Here is a 24864-nt window from a genome sequence, read left to right as displayed (position 1 = left end):
GTGGAGGGATCGATTTCGCCAAGGCCACCGTTCTCAACGCGGCGACGTCCCGACGGATGGACGGTCGGCCGCGCGTCGCGTCGAGAATCGGAACCGGAATGGCCCTCAGATCGACCCCGAAGCCATCCCTGGTCCCGCCGCGCCCGACGCGCATCGCGGCGGCGGGCACACCGCCGCAGGCCCTGACATCCCCCTTGGTCGTCGCCGCCCTGATCATGGTCGGCCTCTATGTCGGGCGCGACGTCCTGATCCCGATCGCCATCGCGATCCTGCTCTCCTTCGTCCTCGGCCCGCTGGTGAACCTGCTGCGGCGCTGGCATTTCGGGCGCTTCCTCTCGGTGGCGACCTCCGTCCTGATCGCGCTCGGCACCGCCGCCGCCCTGGCGACGCTGATCGGCGTGCAACTCGCCGACATCGCCAAGGACGTGCCGCGCTACCGCAGCACCATCGAGCGCAAGGTCGAGGGCCTCGGCGACACCCCGGCCGGGCGCCTCGCCGGCTACGTCGCCAGCATCGGCCGGACGATGCACGAGGGTCGCGACGAGGCGAAGCCCGAGGCGGCCCCGAAGCCCGCGCCGCGGACCGATGCGGCCCCGCCGGACAAGGCGATCCTGGTCGAGGTGAAGGAGCGCGTGCCCGGACCGGTGACGATGGCCGGAACGCTGCTCTCGCCGATCCTGCACCCCCTGGCGACGATCGGCATCGTCTTCGTGGTTCTGCTGTTCCTGCTGATGCAGCGCGAGGACCTGCGCGACCGGATGATCCGGCTCGCCGGCTCCAGCGACCTCCACCGCACCACGGTGGCGATGGATGACGCCGCCAAGCGCCTCAGCCGCTACTTCCTGGTCCAGCTCGGGCTGAACGCCTGCTTCGGCATCGTGGTCGGCGTCGGGCTCTATGTCCTCGGCGTGCCGAGCCCGGTGCTGTGGGGCATCTTCTCGGCGCTGATGCGGTTCGTGCCCTATGTGGGCGCCTTCGTCTCGGCCCTGTTCCCCCTGGCGCTGGCGGCGGCGATCGATCCCGGCTGGTCGATGGTGATCGGGACGCTGATCCTGTTCCTGATCCTCGAACCCCTGGTCGGACATTTCATCGAGCCGATGCTCTACGGCCAGTCCACCGGCATGTCCCCCTTCGCCGTGCTCGTCTCCGCCCTGTTCTGGACCTGGCTGTGGGGGCCCGTCGGGCTGCTGCTCTCGACGCCGCTCACGGTCTGCCTCGTGGTGCTGGGGCGCCACGTCGACAAGCTCGAATTCCTCGATGTGCTGTTCGGCGATCGGCCGGCCCTGACGCCGGTGGAGAACTTCTACCAGCGCATCCTCGCCGACGACCCGGAGGAGGTTCAGGAGCACGCCGAGCTCATCCTGAAGACCTGCTCGCTGACGGCCTATTACGACGAGGTCGTGGTCAAGGGGCTCGAACTCGCCGCCCGCGACGCGGCGCGCGGCGTGCTCACCGCCGAGCAGAAGGGCGATATCCGCGCCAGCGTCGCCGGACTCATCGACGAACTCGCGGATCGCGACGACCTGCGCGGCGACATCGAGGCCAAGGCCGACCCGGACGCCCCACGCCCGGCGCCGGTGCCGGAGATTTGGCGCCCCGAGGGCACCGTCCTGTGCGTCGCGGGACGCAGCTTCGTCGACGAGGCCGCCTGCGCGATCCTGGCGCAGCTCCTGGGCAAGCGCGGAATCGGCGCGCGGGTGGTCCCGTTCTCCGACGTCGCGCGCTTGCGGATCGATGCATTCGATCCCGGCCCGGCCCGCCTCCTCTGCATCGTCTCGATGGCGATCAGCGGGGAGCCGACGCACCTGCGCAGGCTTGCCGAGCGCCTGCGGCGCAGGCTGCCCGAGGCACGCCTCGTCCTCGGCCTGTGGCAGGCGGACGATGCGGGCATCGACGAGGCGGCCCGCCACCGCGCAGTCGAGGCCGACATACACGTCTCCTCCCTGCGGGCCGCCGTAGAGGCCGTCGTGGCGGCCGCTCACGGCGAGCGGACGCAGGCCCCGGAGCCCGCCGATGGCGCCCTCGCGCCCGTTCAGCCCATGCCAGTCTGATCATGCCAGTCTGATCATGCCGGCCTGATACGGCGCGCCCGCTCGGTTTGGGCTTGACGACCGGACCTCGCGTCCGCTTCGCTCTCGGGCGTTTCGGAGAAGGGAGTGCCGATGAGCGTCGTCGATCTCGCGCGGTTCATGGACGACCTCGCGGCCGCATCGGGGCAGGCGATCCTGCCCTTCTTCCGGGCCTCCTTCGGCATGGACGACAAGGCGCGCGGGGGTGCAGCCTTCGACCCCGTGACCGAGGCCGACCGGGCGGCCGAGGTCGCGATGCGCGGCATGATCCGGCGCACCCTGCCGACCCACGGCATCCTGGGCGAGGAATTCGGCTCGGAGAATCTCGACGCCGAATGCGTCTGGGTGCTCGACCCGATCGACGGCACCCGCGCCTTCGTGGCCGGTCTTCCGACCTGGGGCACCCTGATCGGCCTGACGCATCACGGCGCGGCGGTACGCGGCCTGATGCACCAGCCCTACCTCGGCGAGCACTTCTCGGGGGACGGCGCGAGCGCGCGCCTGCGCTCCCCGCGCGGCGAGCGGCCCCTGTTCACGCGGCGCGGCACGGCGCTCGATCAGGCGATCCTCGCCACCACCGATCCGCGCCTGTTCACGGAGGGCGCGGAGCGCGACGGCTTCCTCGGTCTCGAGGGCGCCGTGCGTCTGTCGCGCTACGGCACCGATTGCTACGCGTATTGCATGCTGGCGGCCGGGCAGATCGACCTCGTGGTCGAGGCCGGGCTCAAGCCCTACGACATCGTTGCGCTGATCCCGATCATCGAGGGGGCCGGCGGCGTCGTCACCACCTGGGACGGCGGCCCGGCGACGGGGGGCGGGCGCATCGTGGCGGCCGGCGACCGGCGCCTGCACGAGGCGGCCCTGCGCCACCTCAACCCGTGAGACTCAGGCTTCGGCGCGCTCCCGCTCGCTGATCTCGGAGGCGTCCGAGCCCGGCATGAAGGCGTCGAAGGCCGCCCAGAAATCCTGGCGGATGCCGTCGCGCTCCGACAGGATCTCGTGGCGCGCATCCGGCAGGACCAAGAGGTGGCCGGCCCGGAGATTGCGGGCGAACCGCTCGATGGTCGGCGTCCCGCAGACCGGGTCGGCTCCGGCCGCGACGATCAGGATCGGCGTGGCGATCCGGCCCGGAACCCGCGGATCGGCGAGACGCTTCATCGCCCGGAACGCGCCCGCGAGCCAGGCGATGCTCGGATCGCCGACCGCCCCAGCCCCGACGTCGCGGGCCGCCGCCGCATTGCGCGCGTAGCGCCGCGGATCGCGGCACAGCCGATTGTCGGGGTAGGGCTTCGTCGCGATCGAGACCGCCGAGCCGAAGGGAATGTAGCGCCGTCCCTGGCCGAGGGCGTGCAACCCGCGCGCCAGCAGGGCGGCCCCCGCCGGCCAGCGCACCATCCGGATCGACAGCATCGGTGCCACCGCCACGATGCGGCGGAACGGCAGCCAGCCTTCGAGGGCGCCCGTGAGCACGACGGCACCGCCCATCGAATGCGCGAGGCAGAGGTGCGGATGCGGCATCGAGGGACGCAGGATCGCGTCCTCGATCGCCTTCAGGTCGCGCCGGTAATCGTCGAAATGCGCCACGTGCCCCCGGTGCGGGTCGTCGACCTGACGCTGTGATTCGCCCTGGCCGCGCCAGTCGAACGCCACCACCGCGAAACCGCGACCGCGCAGGTCCGCGATGGTCTCGTAATACTTCTCGATGAACTCGGCCCGGCCCTGCACCAGGCAGACCGTGCCCTTCACGAGGCGGGTGGTCGGGCGCCAATGGGCGGCCCGCAACTCGATGCCGTCATCGGTGCGGACGGCCTTGAGGGCGCCGCCCGGCGGGACCGGATTGTCGGGCGTGGAGCGCAGGGTCAGCATCGGCAGGGACTCACGCGGCAGCGGGGCGAAGAAAATTCGGATTCGGACCTGTCCCAAGCTCTTGCGAGGGTGAGGGGACACGCCAATATCACGGAGGCGCCGGCCAATACGGCGGCGCGACAAGTCCGGCCCTCGGGCGGACCCGAAACCAGCATGTTGCTTCTTATGGAGAATATGTCATGCGCCAGTTCGACCTTGCTCCCCTCTATCGCTCCACTGTCGGCTTCGACCGCCTGTTCTCGGCCCTCGACCAGTTCGTGAGCGCCGACGCGGCCCCGACCTATCCGCCCTACAACATCGAACGCACCGGCGAGAACGCCTACCGCATCAGCGTAGCAGTGGCGGGCTTTACGGATTCCGATCTCGCCATCGAGGTCAAGGAGAATGCGCTGACCCTCAAGGGCGAGCGCAAGTCCGATGTGAACAAGCCGGCGGAGTTCCTGCACCAGGGCATCGCGGCCCGCGCCTTCGAGCGCCGGTTCCAGCTTGCCGACTACGTCCAGGTGACGGGCGCCGTCCTCGAGAACGGCCTCCTCCACATCGACCTCGTGCGCGAGATTCCCGAGGCCAAGAAGCCGCGCCAGATCCAGATCGCCACGGGCCGGGCTCCGAGCACCCCGGTGATCGAGGGATCGGTGCAGCAGGCCGCGTAATCCGCCTCACAGACCTGCGCGGAGGCGCCCCGGTTCCCTCGAACCGGGGCGCCGTCCCGTGACATCAAAAATCGTCGAAGCGGTCGCCGCGCCCCGGCTCGATGCAGCGGTAGCCGACGAAGCAGCGCGGCGTGTCGCCCGCCGGCACGAAGGCCGGAACCGTGATCTCGGTCACCTCGCAGAAACTGCGGTCGCGCACGAAGCGGTCATAGGTCTGCCCGCCCGTACCGAGCACGAGGCCACCGCGTCTGTCGACGAGAAACTTGGCCTGACGGCAGGTCATTGCCGTGGTCGAGGGGCGCTGCGCCAGGCAAGGCGTGGCGGCGAGCGCCAGGCAGAGGACCACGGGGGCGACGGCGATGCGCATGCTGGGCCTCCCCGAATGCTGCGACGGCCATGGCCCGGAAAACGCGCCCGAGGCCAGGCCCGATCCATGTCCAGGCCCGGTCCGTGACCTAGAGATCTCCGAAGACCAACTGCCCCTGCGGGCTCGGACGCCGGACGCCGAGCGCCGGCTTGCCGCGCCTGGCGGTCACCTTGGCCGGGCCGCGCTGCGTGGGCGGGCGCTTCGCGACGGGGTCTGCCCGCATCCGCGCCTTGGCCTTGTCGCGGGCGATGGCCTCGGGCGCATGCGGATCGTCGTCGAGCCACTTGCCGCGCTTGATCACCTCGTTCACCCGGCCCTGGTTCACTCCGACCTTGAAGGCGATTTCCTGCTGGGTCATGCCGGTGGAGGCATGAAGCTCCAGGATGGCGCGGGCGAGGTCCGGGGTCATCTTCTGGCCGGTGAGGCGGCGGGCGGGCTTGACCGTGCGCGTCGCCCGATCGCGGTCGCGCAGGCGTTCGAGCAGGGCGAGGGCCATGTGCATGCCGTGCTCGCGCAGGGTGTCCTCGAATTCCTTCAACGTCGCCATCGTCGGCATCCTCATCGCCGCAGGGTTCCGTGAAATCCGGAACCGCGACCGTTGCATCAACGCCACCGAAACGCCAGGGTTGCGCCGCCCAGGCGACGAGGGTTGAGCCGACGCGCCCGCCCTGACAACGGGCCCGCCGCGTCATCCACCGGTATTCGCACCGGCACTCGCTAAAGGGGTCCCGCGAATGTCCGCGGCGTCGGGCCGGCCGGGAACCGCGTGGTCAGCGGCTCGCTCTTCGGCTAAACCGCCGGTCCCGCCGCGGATTTCGAGGATCCCCGCCCGATGATCAGCCCGATCGTTTCCGTCTCGCGTCACGGCCCGGCGCCCGGAGCGCCCGCCCTGGTGGATGCCCTTGAGGACGGCGCGGTGCTGATGTTCCCCGATCTCGACTTTCCCCTGAGCGCCTTCGAGCAGCGCTTCGTCGAGCGCCCCTTCGCCGACGGCAAGGCCAAGAACGTCAACATCCGGGGTCCGGCCGCGACCCTGAGGGGGGCCGCCGGAACACCCGAGGAGCAGGAGGCCCTGCGCCAGGTGCTGATCCGCTACCGGGCCTTCGCCGAGGCGCTGATCGCCGAGCACCTGCCAGCCTATATGGGCAAGGTCTCGCTGGCCGGCACGTCCTACCGCCCCTTCGACGTCGACAAGCGCAAGCTGAGCTGGCGGCGCGACGACACCCGGCTCCACGTCGATGCCTTTCCGTCGAACCCGATCGGCGAGAAGCGCATCCTGCGCATCTTCCGCAACATCAATCCGAACGGGCAGCCGCGCCACTGGCGCGTCGGCGAGGATTTCTCCGCCATGGCGGAGAAGTTCCTGCCGCGCCTGCCCGGCTACTCGCCGCTCTCGGCCCGGCTCCTGGCCGCCCTGAAGATCACCAAGGCCCGGCGCTCGGAATACGACCACCTGATGCTGCACCTGCACGACGCCCTGAAGCAGGACATGGCCTACCAGGAAACCGCCCCTCAGGCCGACGTGCGCTTCGCCCCCGGCCAGACCTGGGTGACCTTCTCGGACCTCGTGATGCACGGCGCCATGGGCGGACAGTACATGCTGGAACAGACCGGCTACCTCGCGGTGGCCGACCAGGCCCGGCCCGAGCGCAGCCCGCAGCGCCTCCTCGCCAAGGCGCTGGGACGCCCCCTGCGCTGACCCCCTCATCATCCCTTCCGGACGGAGCCCCCCTATGATCCTCGAAATCGCACAGATCGACGTCAAGCCCGGCCTGGAGGCCGAGTTCGAGGCCGGCATCGCCAAGGCCTCGGCGATCTTCAAGGCCGCCAAGGGCTGCCGCAGCTTCGCGGTGCGCCGCTCCATCGAGAAGCCGCAGCGCTACCGTCTGCACATCGAGTGGGAGACCCTGGAGAACCACACCGTGGACTTCACCGGCTCGCAGGCCTGGAAGGATTACCGTGCGATGGTCTCGCCCTGCTTCGAGGCGCCGCCGAGCGTCGAGCACACCGAGCTGACGCTACAGGCCTTCTGACGGCTCAGCGGCCCGAACCGCGCACCAGCATCTTGATGCGATCGTCGAGCCGCCGGAGGCGGCCCTCGATGCCCCGGGCGGTGCAGTTCCCGAGAGTCTCGCCGGTGAAGAACCCGAAGCGCGCCTCGCGGGCTCGGCACTCCAGCAGCGGCGGCAGGGCGATGACGAGGCCGAGCGGCCCGGTCAGCAGGACGAGGTTGAGGAGGAGGGAGGCCTTCCAGCCGAGGCTGATCGGGCGCGACTCCTCATCCTCGCGGAGCGCGGCGGACCAGGACGGCCCCCTCCGCGCGGACGGCACATGGGACGTGCCGCTGGCGAGGCGCTCCCGCATCGCACGCTCACGCGCCCGCGCCTCCTCGTCCCTTCGGAGTTCTTCCGCGGTCGGGCCGCCGATCGGCGCTTCGGCCACGCGTCCCGGCATCGTGTCGTCGGCGGCCATCGCGCCCCTCAAGCGTTCCATTCCGACCTCACGGCTGCGCCGGACTTCTCGACGATCCTGCCGTCACGCGCGCGCGACGACTTGGCTTCGGTCTGCGACCGTCCCCGCGCCGGCCGGATGCCCGGAGGGCGCGGCGTTCTCGCGACAAACCATGTTCGCCCTTCCCCTTCACGAGCCTAGCGAATCGCGTTGGCGACGGTGCGCAGGTTGCTGTCCAGGGAGAAGACACGGCCCGCGAGATCGCGGCGGGCGCAGGCCGTGCCGCGCAGGATCTCCGGCACCCACGATCCCTGCGCCGAGCGGTTGCAATCCATCAACAGGGTCGCGCCGAGCAGGAGCGCCATCGGACCGAGCATCAGCGTCAGCTTGAGCATCCGGAACACGCCGAATCCGCCCCGCCGCGCATCCCGCCGCCTGGGCTCGGGCCGGCGCCGGCGGACCGGTGGGGCGTCGTCCGGCTCGACCGCGTCGCTCTCGGGAGCACCGAACTGGTCGCGGTAATAGGCCTCGAGCTTGCTGCGCTTCATCACCCGGCGTCCGCGATGCCTCGATCCCGAGGGTGTCCGTGACGCGGAACTTGGCCGGAACGCGGTGAGAACCACCTTAACACGGCCAGGGTCATGGATTGCGACCTGTGGATGTGGTTTCGAAAGGGTTCCGATGATCGCGCGGTTGCGACGGATGGCGGTGACAGCGCCGCCCGGACTGCGTACCTAGAGCAACCGTCTTCGTCCCGCGCCCGAGTGATCCGCGTCCATGATCCAACGTCCCCTGCGTATCGGCACACGCGGCAGCCCGATGGCCCTGGCTCAGACCGGCATGGTCCGCGACAAGATCGTGGCGGCCCATCCGGGACTGGAAACCGAGATCGTGGTGGTCAACACGGTGGCCGACCGCATCCTCGACCGTCCCCTGTCGGAGATCGGCGGGAAGGGCCTGTTCACCAAGGAACTGGAGCAGGCGCTCTACGCTGACGCCGTCGATGTCGCCGTCCACTCGATGAAGGACGTCGAGACCTGGCTGCCGGACGGGCTGATCATCGCCTGCATCCTGGAGCGGGACGACCCGCGCGACGCCTTCCTGTCCCGCGCGGCGGCCGGCCTCGCCGATCTGGCACCCGGCTCGCGGGTGGGCACCTCCTCCCTGCGCCGGGCCGCGCAGGTCCTGATGCGCCGGCCCGACCTGCGGATCGTGCCCTTGCGCGGCAACGCCAACACCCGGATGCGCAAGCTGGAGGAGGGGACCTGCGACGCGACCCTCCTGGCGCTCTGCGGCCTGGAGCGCTTGGGGATGGCCGACATGGCGCGCAGCGTCCTGTCCGTGGAGGAGATGTTGCCGGCGGTGGCGCAAGGAGCGCTCGGCATCGAGTGCCGCGAGGCGGATGCGCCGGTGCGCGCCCTGCTCGAACCCCTGGTCTCGGCGCGCGCGACGACCGAACTCGCCGCCGAGCGGGGCCTGCTCGCGGAACTCGACGGCTCCTGCCGCACCCCCATCGCGGCGCTCGCGCGCATCGACGGCGACAGGCTCGATCTCGACGGCCTGCTGTTCCTTCCCGACGGCAGCGCCCATTGGGCCGTGCGGCGCTCGGGCGCCGTGGCCGATGCGGCCCGGATCGGGCAGGAGGCCGGCGCCGAACTGAAGCGCGCGGCGGGCGATACCTACGCCCGGCACCTCCAGTAGACGGTCTCGACTCAGCCCGCGGCGCGAAGCGCCGTCGACGGGGGCTCTGCCTGCATCATCACGCCGGCGAGGGCGACCACGTCCTGGATGCGGAAGGGCTTGCTGAGGAAGATGCTGTTGGGCACGGCGCGCCGATCGCTGCGGCCGCCGGTGGAGGTGTAGATCACCGGCAGTCCGGGATTGAGCGCGTGGTAGGAATCCGCCACGGCCCAGCCATCGATCAGCCCGGGAAGATGGATGTCCGTGATCAGCAGCGCGAGATCGCCGCCGCGTGGGTCGGACCCCGCCTGCCGGATCGCCGCCACCGCGGCCTCGCCGCTGGACGCCGAGACGACAGCGAGGCCATAGCGCTCGCACACGCCCGTGAGCATGTCGAGCAGGAGGTAATTGTCTTCCACGATGAGCACTTGACGCTGTCGCATCGGTCGCACCAAATCTTTGCAACGCCGAATTGGTCAGATATTCGTTAAGCCCCGATCAACGGGTGCAGTGTTTCCGCGCACACCTGCGGGCTGAAGACCTCTGGACGATGCCATGCCGAATGATCCGCCCCTTGAGAGACCGCAGGCGGAAGCAGACCCGGACGGCTCCTCCAATGCTCCGAAGTCCGGTTCGACTCCCGATGGCGTGATCGCGCCCGCCGACCAGGCGGTCTACGACCCGCGCACCCTCGGCGAACTGGAGGAGATCTTCGGAGCCGACCGGCTTCTGGATCTGCTCGGACGCCTGAAGGTCGAGATCGGCCAGCGTCTGCTTGCGTCTCCCTCGGAGCGTGGCGTGCTCGGGCACGACGCCCACACCCTGCTCTCGGTCAGCGGGTCCCTGGGATTTCACGACCTCTCCAAGCGCTGCTCGGAGATGGAACAGGCTTGTCTGGGCGGCGCCGACCTGACAGCCCCCCTGGAATCCGCCCGCCGGGCGGCGGCGCGCGCCATCTCGGCGATCGGCGTGATCGAGGCAGGGGCCTGACGGCACGAGCGCCGCCATCCGGCCTGTTGCGCCGCCGCAACAGCTTGACCGTAATCGTTCACGACCGGCCGGGCGACGCGCCGCCGCCGCAATCTCGGCCGATGGCCGGAGGCGTGACATCGACGGCCGGTCAGGCTTTCGACGCGTTCGCATCCGGCAAGATCCCGTCGAGCGAAGGCCCCATCAGGGTTGACGGAACCTTCGCTTAACCGAGTCTCGCTAAGTACCGGCATCTACGTGGCCCCGTGGGGGCCCACGCGGCGACATCACCGGCCCCGCCTCGGCCCCGTCGGTGATTGCGTCCCAGGAGAACAGGATCATGTCCATGATTGCGCGCTTCCGCGTGTTTCCGCTGGCGGCCGCCCTCTGCGCCGCGCTCAGCGTCGCCGCCTGCACCAACGACAAGGATCTCGCCGACGCGTCCGGCTTCGGCGGTGGCGCCAACACGCCCGGCAGCGCCCAGGACTTCGTGGTGAATGTCGGCGACCGGGTGTTCTTCGAATCGGATTCCACCGACCTGACCCCGACCGCCACCGCCACCCTCGACAAGCAGGCGAACTGGCTGCAGCGCTACCCGCGCTACACCTTCCTCATCGAGGGCCATGCCGACGAGCGCGGCACGCGCGAGTACAACTTCTCGCTCGGCGAGCGCCGGGCCCAATCGGTGAAGGACTACCTCGCCTCGCGCGGCATCGCGGGCGGCCGCATCCGCACCGTCTCCTACGGCAAGGAGCGCCCGGTGGCGGTGTGCAACGACATCTCGTGCTGGTCGCAGAACCGCCGCGCCGTCACCGTCCTCGATCGCGGCGCCGGCTCGTAGGGACGACCCGACCGGCACGCGAGGCCCGACTTTTGCCGTGGAGGGGCGCCACTGTTATCCAGCGCCCTTCCACCATCCGATCATCGGTGACGACCGCCATGCTCCGCCGCCTCCTCCTCGCAACCTGCGCCTCCGCAGCCTGCCTCGTTTCCGGCTCCCCGGGGCCGGCGATGGCGCAGGACGCCTCGGAGTTCGTCGTCCGGCTGAACCGGCTCGAGAACCAGTCGCGCCAGACCGCCGGGCAGATCGAGACCCTTCAACACGAGAACCGGCAGCTGAAGGAGCAGCTGCGCAAGTTCCAGGAGGACGTGGAATTCCGCCTGCAAGAGGCGAAGGGCGGGCGCCCGAGCGCGCCGTCCGGCACCAATCCGGCCGCGACGAAGCCGCAGAAGCGCAGCGACGCCTTCGATCCCGAGCAGAATCCCGGCCGCCCCGGCACGCCGATGCAGCTCGGCACCACCACGCCGAGCGTCCCCGTGGCCGAGGCACCGCGCGGGCGCAGCGTGCCCCCGACGGTGGTCGAGGCCGACGAGGAGGAACCGGGCCTGACACCGCCGGGCCTCGGCGGTCCGGTCGACCTCGCGCCGCCCGGCCGGGTGCCGACCACCGGCGCCCTGCCGAACCCGCCCCGCGCGCCCAGCGTCGCGTCCACCGGATCGGGCGACGCGCGCGCCGATTACGAGACGGCCTACGCCTACATCCTCCAACGCCAGTACGAGCAGGCCGAGATGGGCCTGCGCCAGTTCATCCAGTCGCATCCGCGCGACGCCCTGGTGCCGTCCGCGACCTATTGGCTCGGCGAGAGCTATCTCCAGCGCAACCGCAACCGCGAGGCGGCGGAGCAGTTCCTGAAGGTCTCCACCGACTATGCCCGCTCGGCCCAGGCCCCCGAGGCCATGCTGAAGCTCGGCGCCTCGCTCCACGCCCTCGGCGCCCGCGAGCAGGCCTGCGCCACCCTGGCGGAACTGGAGCGCAAGTTCCCCTCCGCCAGCGCATCCGTTCGCCAGGGCGTGACGCGCGAGCAGAAGCGCGCGCGCTGCAGCGCCTGAGCCCGGCCGACGCCGCCATCGAGGCCGCGCTTCGTCCCCATCTCGCGGGTGAGCGGGGCAGGGTGCTGCTCGCAGTCTCGGGCGGCCCCGATTCGACGGCCCTCCTGGCAGCCGCCGCCGCGATCGGCACGGCCGACACGATCGCGGTCGCGGTCGCGACCGTCGACCACGGGCTGAGACCCGAATCCGCCGCGGAAGCCCGGGCCGTGGCCGACCTCAGCGCCCGCCTCGGCCTGCCGCACCGGACCCTGGCCTGGACGGGGCCGAAGCCCGCGCGCGGCCTCCAGGCTGCGGCCCGGACGGCCCGTTACGACCTCCTCGCCGCCCATGCGAGCAGGATCGGGGCCCGCCTCCTGCTCACCGGCCACACGCGCGACGATCAGGCCGAGACCGTGCTGATGCGGCTCATCGCCGGAAGCGGCCCGGCCGGGCTGGCGGGCATGCGGGCCGAACGGGTCCTTCCGGGAGGACTCCGCCTCGCGCGGCCCTTCCTGACCCTCCCGAAGGCCGACCTGGTGGCCTATTGCGAGGCGCGCGGCCTCGGCTTCACCCGCGACCCGTCGAACCACGACGACCGCTTCGCGCGCGCGCGTCTGCGCGCGCTGATGCCGGTCCTGGCGGGGGAGGGCCTTTCCGCCACGCGCCTGTGCCGGCTCGCCGAGCGGTGCGCCCGTGATACGGCCGCGCTGGAGGCGGCGGCCGAGGCCGCGTTCGCCGGGGCGGAAAGGCCGTCGCCCGAGGGGAGCATCCGCCTCAACGGCCAAACCCTGAAGGCTCTGCCGGAGGCCATCGCCCTGCGCGTCGTCGGCCTCGCCCTGGAGCGGGTGAGCCCGGACGGTGCGGAACGCCTGGAACGCCTGGAGCGCCTCGTTCTCGACGCGATCCTGCCGGCCCTGCGCGCGGGCGCCCCCCTGCGGCGAACCCTGCGCGGCTCGCTGGTGGAGGTAACCCACGCCGGTGACGTGGCCGGTGACATGGCCGGTGATGTGGCTCTGTCGCGCGCGCCCTTGCGTCGGGGGAGGGCTGGAAGAGCGCCCGAGACCAGACGGGACTGAGAGTGCCTCACAAAACTCTCGACTACCGCCGGTCCTCACTCTGGGTACGGCAGCGCAGCAGGAGTTTTGTGAGAGACACTGAGACCGGAGCAGCCGTGCCGCAGGGCCAGCGAACGGCACAGCGGGTGCGTTCACTTGGCAAGGGGGGACGCTCTGCCTACATTGGCCCCAAGCGTCCGGAATGATACGCCCCGATCGCGCTGCGGATCCGGATGCCTCCAGGGATTGATCGATGAACCCGAATTTCCGCAACTTCGCCTTGTGGGTCGTCATCTTCCTGCTCGTGCTCGCCCTCGTGACCCTGTTCCAGAATCCGGGTCATCGCGGTGGCGGCTCCGAGATCGCCTACAGCCAGCTTCTGAACGATGCCGATTCCGGCAAGATCCAGACGGTTGTGATCTCCGGGCAGGACGTCAGCGGCACCTATGTCGGCGGCGGTAACTTTACCTCCTACGCCCCCAACGATCCGAGCCTGGTGTCGAAGCTCCAGAGCAAGGGCGTGCAGATCACCGCGCGTCCGCCCTCCGACAACACGCCCTGGTTCATCCAGCTGCTCGTGAGCTGGCTGCCGATCCTCGTCTTCATCGGCGCCTGGATCTTCCTGTCGCGGCAGATGCAGTCGGGGGCCGGCCGCGCCATGGGTTTCGGCAAGTCGAAGGCCAAGCTCCTCACCGAGGCGTCCGGCCGCGTGAGCTTCGACGACGTCGCCGGCGTCGAGGAGGCCAAGGAGGATCTGCAGGAGATCGTCGAGTTCCTGCGCGATCCGCAGAAGTTCCAGCGCCTCGGCGGCCGCATCCCGCGCGGCGTGCTCCTCGTCGGACCTCCCGGCACGGGTAAGACCCTGATCGCCCGGGCCGTCGCGGGCGAGGCGAACGTGCCGTTCTTCACCATCTCGGGCTCCGACTTCGTGGAGATGTTCGTGGGCGTCGGCGCATCGCGTGTCCGCGACATGTTCGAGCAGGCCAAGAAGAACGCACCCTGCATCATCTTCATCGACGAGATCGACGCGGTCGGCCGTCACCGCGGCGCCGGCCTCGGCGGCGGCAACGACGAGCGCGAGCAGACCCTGAACCAGCTCCTCGTCGAGATGGACGGGTTCGAGGCCAACGAGGGCGTGATCATCATCGCAGCCACCAACCGGCCCGACGTGCTCGATCCCGCCCTGTTGCGTCCGGGCCGCTTCGACCGCCAAATCATGGTGCCGAACCCCGACGTCGTCGGCCGCGAGCGCATCCTGCGCGTCCACGTCCGCAAGGTGCCGCTGGCGCCGGACGTCGACCTCAAGGTCATCGCGCGCGGCACCCCCGGCTTCTCGGGCGCCGACCTGATGAACTTGGTCAACGAGTCCGCATTGCTCGCCGCGCGTCGCGGCAAGCGCATCGTCACGATGCACGAGTTCGAGGATGCCAAGGACAAGGTGATGATGGGTGCCGAACGGCGCACCCTGGTCATGACCGAGGACGAGAAGCGCCTCACCGCCTATCACGAAGGCGGCCACGCCATCGTCGCCTTCAACGTGCCGGCCACCGATCCCGTCCACAAGGCGACGATCATCCCGCGTGGCCGGGCGCTGGGCATGGTCATGCAGCTGCCCGAGCGCGATAAGCTGTCGATGAGCTTCGAGCAGATGACCTCGCGTCTCGCTATCATGATGGGCGGCCGCATCGCCGAAGAGATGACCTTCGGCGCCGACAAGGTGACCTCGGGCGCCCAATCCGACATCGAGCAGGCCACGCGTCTCGCCCGCATGATGGTCACCCGCTGGGGCTTCTCGCCCGAGCTCGGCACCGTTGCCTACGGCGAGAACAACGACGAGGTCTTCCTCGGCATGTCCATGGGCCGTCAGCAGACGGTCTCGGAAGCCACCGCCCAGAAGATCGACGCGGAGGTCCGCCGCCTCGTCGAGACCGGCCTGGAAGAGGCCCGCCGCATCCTCGGCGAGCACAAGGACGACCTCGAGGCCCTGGCGCAGGGACTGCTCGAATACGAGACCCTGTCGGGCGACGAGATCCGCAACCTGATCGCCGGCAAGCCGCCGATCCGCGATGCGGGCGACGGACCCACCACCCTGCGCGGTTCCTCGGTGCCTTCCGCCGGTCGTGGCCGCCCGCGCGGCAGCGACGGTCTGGAGCCCCAGCCCCAGGCCTGACCGGCCTTCGACCCGATCCATCGAGACCACGAGCCCGCCGCCGGCGGGCTCGTTCGTATCAAGACCCCGCTAACGCTACCGCGCGTTCCTCGCCGATCCACGCATCCCGCGATGCGTCCGGAAACCGGATCTTTAAGCGAAGCGGACGATCTAATCCCGAAGCATCATCCCGGATGGTGCGCGTGAGGATTGCGTCTTGAGGCGAACTCAGCTCCCCTATACGGCGAACAGAAGACGGGACGCGAAGACCATGTCGCGCAAGTATTTCGGCACGGACGGCATCCGGGGTCGAGCCAACGGCGTCATCACCCCCGAGCTCGCCCTGAAGGTGGGCCAGGCGGCGGGTCTGGTCTTCCAGCGCGGCGACCACCGCCATCGCGTGGTCATCGGCAAGGACACCCGCCTGTCCGGCTACATGATCGAGACGGCGCTGATCGCCGGCTTCACCTCCGTGGGCATGGACGTGCTGCAGCTCGGCCCGATGCCGACCCCGGCGGTCGCGATGCTGACCCGCTCGATGCGCGCCGATATCGGCGTGATGATCTCGGCCTCGCACAACCCGTTCGAGGATAACGGCATCAAGCTGTTCGGTCCCGACGGCTTCAAGCTCAACGACGATGTCGAGCGGGAGATCGAGGCCCTGATCGATGGCGAGCTGCACAAGCGCCTCGCCGGCTCGCGGGATCTCGGCCGCGCCAAGCGCATCGAGAGCGTGCATGCCCGCTACATCGAGTTCGCCAAGCGCTCTCTGCCGCGCAACGTCACCCTGGACGGCCTGCGCATCGTGGTGGATTGCGCCAACGGCGCCGCTTACCGCGTCGCGCCCGAGACCCTGTGGGAACTCGGCGCCGAGGTGATCGCCATCGGCGTCGATCCCGACGGCTTCAACATCAATCAGGATGTCGGCTCCACCGCCCCGGCGGCGCTCGCCGCCAAGGTGCGGGAGCTGCGCGCCGATATCGGCATCGCCCTCGACGGCGACGCGGACCGCGTCCTCATCGTCGACGAGAAGGGCCAGTCGGTCGACGGCGACCAGCTGATGGCCGTGATCGCCCGCTCGTGGAAGGAGGACGACCGCCTCACCCAGCCGGGGCTGGTCGCCACGATCATGTCCAATCTCGGCCTGGAGCGCTATCTCGGCGGCATCGGCCTCAACCTCGCCCGCACGGCGGTGGGCGACCGCTACGTGCTCGAGCACATGCGCGAGCACGGCTACAATCTCGGCGGCGAGCAGTCCGGCCACATCATCATGTCCGATTACGCCACCACCGGCGACGGCCTCGTGGCGGCCCTGCAGTTGCTCAGCGTGGTCAAACGCCAGGAGCGGCCCGTGAGCGCGGTCTGCCACTGCTTCGAGCCGCTGCCGCAGATCCTGAAGAACGTGCGCTACCGCTCCGGCGAGCCGCTGCGCGCGGACTCGGTCGTCACCGCCATCGCCCATGCGCGCGAGCGCCTCGGCAACGGCGGCCGCCTCGTCATCCGCCCCTCCGGCACCGAGACGGTGATCCGCGTCATGGCGGAAGGGGACGATCGTGGCCTCGTTCTGGAAGTCGTGGACGAGGTCGTGGACGCCGTGACGCGGGCCGCCGCCTGAAGAAACCCGACGCGCGGATGTCCGGCGCCACCGATCAGATCCGGTCATAGGCGTCCGCGGCGACACCGCGCCAAGCGGCGAGGAGGGCCTGCGCGAGGATGGTCTCCCCGGCATCCCACAGGGCGAGGCTGGTCCAGCCCCGCCGACCCCAGGCCCCATCCAGCGGCTCGAACAGATCGGGCTCCGCCTCGATCCAGGCGGCCTGCTCCGCCGGGCCGAGACGCAGCACGACCCGCTCCTCGTCGACCCACAGCGTCGCGAAGATGCGTCCGCCGACCCGGAAGTCGGGATGGCCGCTATGGGCGCCCTCGACCGTCTCCGGCAGGGCTGTCGCAAGGCGTCGGACGTCCTCGGGTTTCATCATACCGATCCCTTGCCGCCTTCGTCTCCTGCACCACACGACGAGATCGTCGGCGGGATTCCGTGCTCGACGATTTCACGAGGACTTGAGCGCCGAAGATCTCGCGCCGCGCATCAGCATCGTCGCGGGTCAACGATCCAGCAAGGATAAGATTTAACGTTAAACCCGACTTAACCCTTCCGAGCCATCATGTCCTCGTCATCCCGCCGGCGTTTCGCGCTTCCGGCACACGGTCGATTGAAGGACATCCGATGCGCCGCACCAAGCTGTCTGCCTTGGCGCGCTCGCTCACGCTCATTGCGAGCGTGGCAGCGCCCTGCCTCGCCCAAGCGGCAGATCTGCTGCCACCCCTGCCACCCGAGCCGCTGCCCCCGCCGATCGAAGTCGGTGGCGGCTGGTACCTGCGCGGAGACGTCGGCGTCGGCGCGACGCAGGTCGACAAGATCGTCACCACGCAGGTGGGCGGAAGTCTTCCGGGCGGCTATCGGATCGAGCAGAAGTCGATCAGCGACTCCTACTTCGCGGGCGGCGGCGTCGGATACCAGTTCAACGCCTTCCTGCGCGGCGACATCTCGGCCGAATATCGCGGCGGTGCCCATCTGGGCTTCACCGACAGCGCCTTCACGGGCTTCGTCCTCCCCGACGGAAGCCCCTACAAGTCCATCGACAACTACACGGCCAACCTGTCCTCCGTCGTCGTGATGGCCAACGGCTACGTCGATCTCGGGACCTGGTACGGCGTGACCCCCTACGTGGGCGGCGGCGTCGGCTCGGCCTTCCACCACGTGAGCGGCTTCTCGGACATCGGTGCCGGTGCCGCCTCGGGCGGGTTCGGTGTCGCCCCCGAGAAGCACTTCACGAACTTCGCCTGGAACGCTCAGGCCGGCTTCGCCTACAGCGTCACACCGAACGTCAAGCTCGAAGTCGGCTACCGCTACATGAACCTCGGTCAAGCCAAGCTCGGCACGATCAATTGCTTCAACGCCGGCTGCAACCTGCCCTACAGCTACTCGGCCAAGGAAATCACCTCGCACGACGTGAAGATCGGTATGCGCTGGCTGCTCGGCGGCATCGTCGCGCCGGTGGTCGCGGAGTATCAGCCCGAGCCGGGTCCGCTGGTGCGCAAGTACTGAGCGCGAGGACATCGGATCGGCGGCGACGGCCGGACGATCTGTCACGACCCGGATATGTCGGGAGCGAGGGCGCGGATTTCGATCCGCGCCCTCGCGCGTTTCACCTCCGGAGCCGACGCCGGCCAGAACCGACCGGCCCTTCCGGGCCTAGGGGCGACGAAACGTTAGGGTTAAGCCCTCTCTAACGTTTCCATGCAAGGTTACGGAGCAGGTTCATCGATCAGCGCAAGCAACGCGCGATGCACCACGCGTTATCGTGCGTATGAGGACGTCATGGCCGCTTCGAAGTTCTGGACCATCACGATCTTCGGATGCCTCTCGATCGGTCAGAGCCTCGGCGGGACCGCGCGGGGCGCCGATCTTCTGCCCCCGCCACCGCCCGACGCGCCGGTCGCCATCGGCGACGGCTGGTACCTGCGGGTGGATGCCACCGTCAGCGACTACGCGCGGCCGCGCGATGCGAGCCTGCCGCCAGCGGGATCGCCGCCGCTGGTGCGGCTGAATCTCGACCCGGTGCCGAGCTATGGCGGCGGCGTCGGCTACCGCATCAACGACTGGCTGCGCGTGGACGCCACGGTCGATCAGCGAATCGGCTCCCGATACAGCGCCTATTCCTCGGGATCGAATTTCCGCACCGGCTACAACGTCGAGGCGGGCGAGCTCGACGTGCTCACCGGCCTCGTCAACGTCTACGCGGACCTCGGCACCTGGTGGGGATTGACCCCCTATATCGGAGCCGGCATCGGCTTCGCCGACAAGGGGTTCGGCAAGGCCTACACCCAGACGACCTGCCTCAGCGCGTTCTGCGACGGCAATCCCGGCACGGGCCTGCGCGACCGCGTCCGCCGCCCGAGCCATTCGGTGACCTCCCTCGCCTGGGCGCTGACCGGCGGCGTGTCCTACGCGGTCGGCAACGGCTTCAGCATCGACACGAGCTATCGCTACGTCGATCTCGGCCGCGCCCGGACGGGGACGGATGCCTATGGCTTCGATTCACGCCTGAAGGACCTCGCCTCCCATGAGGTCCGGGTCGGCCTGCGCTACAGCTTCGCCAGCGGGCCCGGCCCCCTGGCGGACCTGTCGCTCCCGCGCTGGAACCGGAATCCCTACGAGTAGGGCCGGTCGCGCGCTCCCGGAACCATCGGTCCCTCGCGTTCCCCGGGTTGGGTCCGCGCGTGAGGCCGAACCGGCCATCCGTGGTCGGGCTGTCCGCGTGACGACGGGCAGGGCCGCAGCGCCGGATTTCACGCACATCTCCGGCCTGGACTATCCGCGAGGAGACTGTCGTTAGGCTCCAGGCAACGGAACGTTAAGGTTACTCAAGTAGAACCATACAACAGGATCAGCAATCTGACCGTCGGGCCGTGGCCCTGAGGACGACATCGATGCGTACCGTAACCCTCGCGCTCCTGGCCGGCTTCACCCTCGGCGTCACCGCGCCCGCCCAGGCCGCCGATCTCGATTACGGGGTCCTGCGCGGACCGGATTACGAGCCCGAGGTGGCCGTCATCGACTGGAACGGCATCTACTTCGGTGGCCATGGCGGCTACTCGTCGGCCTCGGCGAACTTCAAGGACGCCTACAAGCCGCTCATCGCGAACGCGCTGCGGGCGTCGGTGGCCGAATCGGAATTCGGCGCCTCTACCCTGCTGGCGTCGCGAGGCAGCAGCACCGAGGGCGCGAGCTACGGCGCCTTCATGGGGTTCAACTACCAGTTCGACGAGACCGTCGTCGGCATCGAAGCGGACTACACGCATTTCGATCGTGCGATTTCCACGTCGGACGGCATTACCCGCTTCAAGACCGACTCCCTCGGCTACCTCCACACCGTCTCCCTGGCGGGTTCCGCCAGCCAGCGCGTCGAGGATTACGGGACGATCCGCGCGCGCGGCGGCTATGCGATCGGCAATTTCCTGCCCTACGTCACCGGCGGTCTCGCGATCGGCCGCGTTCAGTCGAACCAGACGGTCTCGATCGCCGATTACGGCTACGACGTCGCGACCTACCGGAGCAACCAAGCCCTGACGTCGGGCACCGCCGTCGCGGTGAAGAACTTCGGCTACGCGAACGGCGGCTTCGATCAGAACAACCCCGAGGCGGGAACGCCGGCCCGGACCGTCATCCAGAACAACAAGATCAAGACGATGGGCGGCTTCACGCTCGGCGCCGGCCTCGAATTCGCGGTGACGCAGAACATCATCCTGCGCGGCGAATACCAGTACGTGATGCTCAACGATTTCCAGAAGAGCTCGGGCGGCGGCATCGCGATCAACACCGTGCGCGGCGGCGCGGCGGTGAAATTCTGATCGTGCCGTTAAGCGCTCGGTCGCATCTGGGCCCCTAGAGTGCCCGCCGTGGCTGGAAAAACCGCTGCCCGGAGTTCTCGATGCTTCGTCATGTCCTGCTCGGCAGTGCCGTCGCGCTCGCGGCGAGCGCCGCTCCCGTCCTCGCGGGCGGCGAACCCGGTCCCTATCGGCGCGGCCCGAGCCTTCCGCCCGAAATCGCCTACCGCGATCCGGCCTACCTCGCGCCACCGCCACGCGCGGTGATCGTGGCGCCCGAATTCCTCGCCCCGCGCGCCCTCGGGCTCCCCCTCTACAACGAGCCGCCGCCGCGCTTCCCGACGCCCTGAACCGCCTCAGACCAGATCCGGTCGATCTCTTCGGGATGGTGGATCTGGGGATGGTGGATCTGGGGATGGTGGATCTGGGCTTGGCCCAGGCGCCGCGCGGGCTGAGCGAGACCGCCACCGATTCGATCGAGCGGAGACGGTCTCAGTTCTCGAGTTCGGTGTCCCAGTAGAGATAATCGAGCCAGGTGTGGTGGTATTCCCGGTGGTCGAATTCCGGCTGCCGACGGTGCAGTTCGTGCCGGGTCGGCCGGCGCGGCTCGTTGAGGAGCGGCATGTCGGCCTCGGCCGGCGTGCGGTTCGCCTTGCGCAGGTTACAGGGCGAACAGGCCGCGACCACGTTCTCCCAGCTTGATTGGCCGCCGCGCGAGCGGGGCACCACGTGGTCGAAGGTCAGGCCGCCCGAAGGCAGGCGAAGGCCGCAATACTGGCAGGAGAAGGTGTCGCGCAGGTAGATGTTGTAGCGCGTGAAGGCGGGGCTGCGCGCCAGCGTCACGTAGCTCTTCAGGGCGACGACGCTCGGGACCCGCAGGGCCCGGGAGGGCGAGCGGGCCTCGACGTCGTAGCTGGCCACCAGGGTGACCCGGTCGAGGAACAGCGCCGTGAAGGCGTCCTTCCAGGACCACAGCGAGAGCGGATTGTACGAGAGCGGCCGGTAATCCGCGTTCAGGACGAGCGTTTGGAGATCCAGCATCGGCGCTACCCTCTCGACGGGTCGACGAAGGGACAACGCGCGGGGTTCGGCCGGCGCATCGTCCCAGGTTGGTGAAAGATCAGAAATCTCCGCATCCCGGACGGCCGGCGCGCGGGGCGGGCGTTCCGGAGGGCTCCTGCGCCGTGGCGGCGGGGCGGGGAAGAGCCGGGCATTGGCCAAAAGCCGTCGCATCGGGCGAAGACGCCCGGTTCGTGGCGACGCTCATCGGCGCGGATGGTCGTCGCCACCTCCTCGCACGGGAACGAAAAGGCCAAGTCCATCGGGGCTTAGTCTAATATCAGCATGACACGCTTGTGAAGGTCGCCGCCGCCTCCTGCGATGTCGCGCCCACAGGCCCGGCGCCGCCGTTGCGTCCCGAAATTTCCGCTTCGTCAGCCTTTCGCCCCATTGCTCGGCGAAGGGGCGGGCCCCGGTCGCTCCTCGCCCCTCGACTCGCGCAGACCTTCGGCTGTTCGAGACGGGCATGCGGGTTGCCAGCGACCCGTCGAGGCGCGGCGCGTCGAGGCGCCAGGATCAGGCGTCGACGCACCAGGACCGTGCGGCATGCGCGGTACGAAAGGATCATCATGGGCGGCATCGCGCGAGGCCAGACGTTCAGCGGCACCCGGAGGACGGCTCTCGCCGCCGCTTGGCGCCGTGCCCTCGTCGTGGCCCCCCTCGTCCTGATGCCCGTGGCCCTGATGCCCGTGGGCGCGCTCGGACAGGGGACGCCGAACGCGGCGCCCGCCGCGCCGGCCAAGACCGCGCCCGCCGCTCCGGCCACCGCGCCGGCAGACGCCGCCAAGCCCGCCGCGAAGCCGCCCGCGCCCAAGCCCGTGGTGTCCGAGCAGATCCAGAACGTCCGCGACCAGCTCGACCGCGTGAAGGCCGACCTGGAACAGCGCGAGAAGCTCGTGACGGGCCCGAATGTCGGTGCCGGCGACCTGACCCGCGCCCGCGACGGTCTCGAGGCGCTCGCCGACAAGATCCGCCACGTCATCGACATCACCACGCCGCGCCTGGAGGCCGCCCGCGAGCGCATGACGCAGCTCGGCCCGAAGCCGAAGGAGGGCGAGGAGGGCGAGGACGTGGCGCGCGAGCGCACGGAGCGCGAGCACGCCGTCGCGGAGATCGACGAGACGCAGCGGCTGGCGAAATCGCTCCTCGTGCAGAGCGACCAGATCGTCGATCAGGTCTCGAACCGCCGCCGCGCCGCCTTCACGCGGGGTCTGTTCGAGCGCTCCACCGCCCTCGTCAGCCCGGACCTGTGGGTCCGGATCGCCGCCGACATCCCGCGCGACCTGCGCTCCCTGCAGGGGGCGGTCGAGGACACCGCCTCCCTGTTCGCCCGCAACGGCACCATCGGCAACCTCATCCTGCTCGGGGCCGCCTTCGGCATCTCGATCGCCCTGTATTTCGGGCGGCGCAACATCGCCCCGCGCTTCGGGCGGCGCGATGCGAAGGCCGTGGCGCCCTCTCAGCGCAAGAAGCTGCTCGCGGCCTGGCGCGTGTTCCTGCTCGGAACCATCCCGGCCTTCATCGGCAGCTACGCGGTCTATTACGCCCTCGATGCCACGGACCTGCTGCCGCTCCGGCTCCTGCCGGTGGCCGGCGCCATCCTCGGCGGCCTCGCCTTCATCGCCTTCGTGGAGGCGCTGGCCGACGCGCTGCTCTCGCCCGACAAGCCGTCCTGGCGGGTGGCGACGATGGACGACACCGCGGCCGCGCGGGTGACGCGGCTGGCCGTCGGCATCGCCATCGTGATCACGGTGATCAAGTCGATCGAGGCCCTGAATTCCGGGATCTCGGCGGCCCTGCCGGTCTCCATCGCCACGCGCGGCATCGGGGCCCTCGCCACGGCGCTGATCCTCGCCATCGGCCTGCATCGCTTCGCCGACACGGCGGAGAAGGAGGAGGCATGCTTCGGGCCCTACGTGGCGCCGGAAGCCACCACCGGCATCGGCGGCCCGGCCCGGCTCCTCGGATGGGCCGCGGTGGTGGTGATCGCGGTGGCGCCGCTGGTCGGCTACGTCGCCTTCGCGGCCTTCGTCATCGACCAGCTCGTCTGGGTCGCGGGCCTGTTCGTGCTGCTGTTCCTGCTGATCTCCAGCGCCGACACCTTCATTGGCGGAACGCTCGGCGACGACACGAAGATCGCCACGGCGCTCCAGGCCAATACGGGCCTGCGCAAACGCTCGATCAACCAGATCGCCGTGCTGGCGACGGGCCTCGCCCGCGTCGGCCTCGTCATGGTCGCCGCTCTGCTGGCGCTCGCGCCCTGGGGTCTCGATTCGACGGACGTGTTCAGTTCGGTGCGGACCGCCTTCTTCGGCTTCAAGGTCGGGGACGTCACGATCTCGCTCTCCACCATCGTGCTCGCCATCGGCCTCCTGATGCTCGGCATCGCGGTGACGCGCGCGATCCAGCGTTGGCTCGAACAGACCTACCTGCCGGCCACCGACCTCGACGCCGGTCTGCGCAACTCGATCTCGACGATCGCGGGATATATCGGCTTCCTGCTCACCCTGGCGCTGGCCTTCTCCTATCTGGGCCTGAGCCTGGAGAAGCTCACCATCGTGGCCGGCGCGCTCTCGGTCGGTATCGGTTTCGGCCTGCAATCCATCGTCAACAACTTCGTCTCGGGCCTGCTGCTCCTGTGGGAGCGTCCGATCCGCGTCGGCGACCAGGTGCTGATCGGCGACAGCGAAGGCATCGTGAAGCGCATCTCGGTGCGTTCCACCGAGATCCAGACCTTCGACCGCTCGGCGGTGATCGTCCCGAACTCGAACCTCATCTCCGGCATCGTGAAGAACCGGGTGCGGGGCGACCGCACCGGCCGGGTCAGCATCACGGTCAGCGTCCTGCGCAACCAGGACCCCGTCCATGCGGCCGAGCTTCTGATGACCTGCGCCCAGGCCCAGCCCGAGGTGCTCAAGGAGCCGCCGCCCCGCGTGGTGTTCCGCAAGATCGGCGATCCGTTCCTCGAATTCGAGCTGATCGTGATGATCGTCGACGTCAGCTTCGGCCTGAAAGTGCAGAATGATTTGAACCTTAGCGTCTTCCAGACCTTGTCTGGGGCCGGAATGATCCCGGCCCTCGGCCCGGGCTCCAGCGTGGTCACCGTCCAGGGGCTGGATTCCTTCCAGAGCGCGGTCGGGCAGATCGCCAGCGCGTTCACCGCGCCGCAACGTTCTGGGGAGCAGACAGCCCCCGCACAAGGGTCGGAGGCGCGGCTCGACGAGGCCGAGCCGATGCGCTCGGCGGAAGCGGCACGCCGCAGGGCCGGCGGCTGAACGGACGGGAC

Annotated in this window: 25 protein-coding genes; 17 read left to right on the top strand and 8 right to left on the bottom strand. The window is 69.6% G+C overall.

Annotated elements, in window-relative coordinates; genetic code table 11:
• Positions 1-98 precede the first annotated feature (98 nt).
• Positions 99-2051, top strand: coding sequence for an AI-2E family transporter (locus MKK54_RS05415; RefSeq protein WP_244009700.1), 1953 nt, complete (start codon positions 99-101; stop codon positions 2049-2051).
• 111 nt (positions 2052-2162) lie between these two features.
• Entirely contained in the window at positions 2163-2951 is a 789-nt protein-coding gene (gene hisN / locus MKK54_RS05410) for a histidinol-phosphatase (RefSeq protein WP_244009698.1), read from the top strand.
• A gap of 3 nt (positions 2952-2954) precedes the next feature.
• Here the strand turns inward: hisN and MKK54_RS05405 are convergent, their stop codons facing one another.
• Positions 2955-3935, bottom strand: coding sequence for an alpha/beta fold hydrolase (locus MKK54_RS05405; RefSeq protein WP_244009696.1), 981 nt, complete (start codon positions 3933-3935; stop codon positions 2955-2957).
• 179 nt (positions 3936-4114) lie between these two features.
• Between MKK54_RS05405 and MKK54_RS05400 the strand changes: the two genes are divergently transcribed.
• On the top strand, positions 4115-4588 hold the full coding sequence (locus MKK54_RS05400; RefSeq protein WP_244009694.1) for an Hsp20 family protein: 474 nt from the start codon (positions 4115-4117) through the stop codon (positions 4586-4588).
• 64 nt (positions 4589-4652) lie between these two features.
• Here MKK54_RS05400 and MKK54_RS05395 read toward each other — a convergent pair whose 3' ends face one another.
• Positions 4653-4955: a hypothetical protein gene (locus tag MKK54_RS05395; protein ID WP_244009692.1), complete on the bottom strand. Its 303-nt coding sequence runs from the start codon at positions 4953-4955 to the stop codon at positions 4653-4655.
• Between the two features lie 88 nt (positions 4956-5043).
• On the bottom strand, positions 5044-5502 hold the full coding sequence (locus MKK54_RS05390) for an RNA polymerase subunit sigma-70 (RefSeq protein WP_244009691.1): 459 nt from the start codon (positions 5500-5502) through the stop codon (positions 5044-5046).
• A 285-nt stretch (positions 5503-5787) separates the two neighbouring features.
• On the opposite strand from MKK54_RS05390, the gene MKK54_RS05385 reads away from it, so the two are divergent.
• Positions 5788-6654, top strand: a complete 867-nt coding sequence (locus MKK54_RS05385) for a Kdo hydroxylase family protein (RefSeq protein ID WP_244009689.1) — start codon at positions 5788-5790, stop codon at positions 6652-6654.
• 34 nt (positions 6655-6688) lie between these two features.
• Positions 6689-6988 (top strand): antibiotic biosynthesis monooxygenase family protein, encoded by a 300-nt coding sequence (locus MKK54_RS05380; RefSeq protein WP_244009688.1) that lies wholly within the window; start codon positions 6689-6691, stop codon positions 6986-6988.
• Positions 6989-6992: 4 nt separating this feature from the next.
• Here the strand turns inward: MKK54_RS05380 and MKK54_RS05375 are convergent, their stop codons facing one another.
• On the bottom strand, positions 6993-7448 hold the full coding sequence (locus MKK54_RS05375) for a hypothetical protein (protein WP_244009687.1): 456 nt from the start codon (positions 7446-7448) through the stop codon (positions 6993-6995).
• A gap of 155 nt (positions 7449-7603) precedes the next feature.
• The gene (locus MKK54_RS05370) at positions 7604-7954 is read right to left on the bottom strand and encodes a hypothetical protein (protein ID WP_244009686.1); all 351 of its coding nucleotides are present in this window, start codon (positions 7952-7954) and stop codon (positions 7604-7606) included.
• Positions 7955-8183: 229 nt separating this feature from the next.
• On the opposite strand from MKK54_RS05370, the gene hemC reads away from it, so the two are divergent.
• Complete coding sequence (gene hemC / locus MKK54_RS05365; protein ID WP_244009685.1) at positions 8184-9107, top strand: hydroxymethylbilane synthase; 924 nt, start codon at positions 8184-8186, stop codon at positions 9105-9107.
• A gap of 11 nt (positions 9108-9118) precedes the next feature.
• Here the strand turns inward: hemC and MKK54_RS05360 are convergent, their stop codons facing one another.
• On the bottom strand, positions 9119-9529 hold the full coding sequence (locus MKK54_RS05360; protein ID WP_244009684.1) for a response regulator: 411 nt from the start codon (positions 9527-9529) through the stop codon (positions 9119-9121).
• A gap of 205 nt (positions 9530-9734) precedes the next feature.
• On the opposite strand from MKK54_RS05360, the gene MKK54_RS05355 reads away from it, so the two are divergent.
• The 6 genes from MKK54_RS05355 (at position 9735) to glmM (ending at position 16743) form a co-directional block, all read left to right on the top strand.
• On the top strand, positions 9735-10076 hold the full coding sequence (locus tag MKK54_RS05355; protein WP_244009683.1) for an Hpt domain-containing protein: 342 nt from the start codon (positions 9735-9737) through the stop codon (positions 10074-10076).
• Between the two features lie 319 nt (positions 10077-10395).
• A complete protein-coding gene (gene pal, locus MKK54_RS05350; RefSeq protein WP_244009681.1) occupies positions 10396-10896 on the top strand; it encodes a peptidoglycan-associated lipoprotein Pal in 501 nt (166 codons plus the stop codon).
• Between the two features lie 98 nt (positions 10897-10994).
• Positions 10995-11945, top strand: a complete 951-nt coding sequence (ybgF, locus tag MKK54_RS05345) for a tol-pal system protein YbgF (RefSeq protein ID WP_244009679.1) — start codon at positions 10995-10997, stop codon at positions 11943-11945.
• Positions 11933-13000, top strand: coding sequence for a tRNA lysidine(34) synthetase TilS (gene tilS / locus MKK54_RS05340; protein WP_279597193.1), 1068 nt, complete (start codon positions 11933-11935; stop codon positions 12998-13000). The genes ybgF and tilS overlap by 13 nt, the downstream gene beginning before the upstream one ends.
• Before the next feature lie 232 nt (positions 13001-13232).
• Positions 13233-15149: an ATP-dependent zinc metalloprotease FtsH gene (gene ftsH / locus MKK54_RS05335; protein WP_244009676.1), complete on the top strand. Its 1917-nt coding sequence runs from the start codon at positions 13233-13235 to the stop codon at positions 15147-15149.
• Between the two features lie 250 nt (positions 15150-15399).
• The gene (gene glmM / locus MKK54_RS05330) at positions 15400-16743 is read left to right on the top strand and encodes a phosphoglucosamine mutase (RefSeq protein ID WP_244009674.1); all 1344 of its coding nucleotides are present in this window, start codon (positions 15400-15402) and stop codon (positions 16741-16743) included.
• A gap of 34 nt (positions 16744-16777) precedes the next feature.
• Here glmM and MKK54_RS05325 read toward each other — a convergent pair whose 3' ends face one another.
• A complete protein-coding gene (locus tag MKK54_RS05325) occupies positions 16778-17104 on the bottom strand; it encodes an MmcQ/YjbR family DNA-binding protein (RefSeq protein ID WP_244009805.1) in 327 nt (108 codons plus the stop codon).
• Between the two features lie 251 nt (positions 17105-17355).
• Here MKK54_RS05325 and MKK54_RS05320 point away from each other — a divergent pair, with 251 nt between their 5' ends.
• The 4 genes from MKK54_RS05320 to MKK54_RS05305 all read left to right on the top strand — a co-directional run bounded on the left by MKK54_RS05320 (position 17356) and on the right by MKK54_RS05305 (position 20869).
• Positions 17356-18237: an outer membrane protein gene (locus MKK54_RS05320; RefSeq protein ID WP_244009672.1), complete on the top strand. Its 882-nt coding sequence runs from the start codon at positions 17356-17358 to the stop codon at positions 18235-18237.
• A gap of 273 nt (positions 18238-18510) precedes the next feature.
• Positions 18511-19353 (top strand): outer membrane protein, encoded by an 843-nt coding sequence (locus MKK54_RS05315; protein ID WP_244009671.1) that lies wholly within the window; start codon positions 18511-18513, stop codon positions 19351-19353.
• A gap of 269 nt (positions 19354-19622) precedes the next feature.
• The gene (locus tag MKK54_RS05310; protein WP_244009670.1) at positions 19623-20543 is read left to right on the top strand and encodes an outer membrane protein; all 921 of its coding nucleotides are present in this window, start codon (positions 19623-19625) and stop codon (positions 20541-20543) included.
• 80 nt (positions 20544-20623) lie between these two features.
• Positions 20624-20869, top strand: a complete 246-nt coding sequence (locus tag MKK54_RS05305; protein WP_244009669.1) for a hypothetical protein — start codon at positions 20624-20626, stop codon at positions 20867-20869.
• A 142-nt stretch (positions 20870-21011) separates the two neighbouring features.
• Here the strand turns inward: MKK54_RS05305 and MKK54_RS05300 are convergent, their stop codons facing one another.
• Complete coding sequence (locus MKK54_RS05300) at positions 21012-21560, bottom strand: HNH endonuclease (RefSeq protein WP_244009668.1); 549 nt, start codon at positions 21558-21560, stop codon at positions 21012-21014.
• A 587-nt stretch (positions 21561-22147) separates the two neighbouring features.
• On the opposite strand from MKK54_RS05300, the gene MKK54_RS05295 reads away from it, so the two are divergent.
• Positions 22148-24853: a DUF3772 domain-containing protein gene (locus tag MKK54_RS05295; protein WP_409564132.1), complete on the top strand. Its 2706-nt coding sequence runs from the start codon at positions 22148-22150 to the stop codon at positions 24851-24853.
• Positions 24854-24864: the final 11 nt, after the last annotated feature.

It is taken from the genome of Methylobacterium sp. J-068 (genome assembly GCF_022829445.1).
GTDB lineage: Bacteria > Pseudomonadota > Alphaproteobacteria > Rhizobiales > Beijerinckiaceae > Methylobacterium.
Note: the sequence above shows the minus strand (reverse complement) of the source record. Positions and strands in the feature narration are given on the sequence as shown.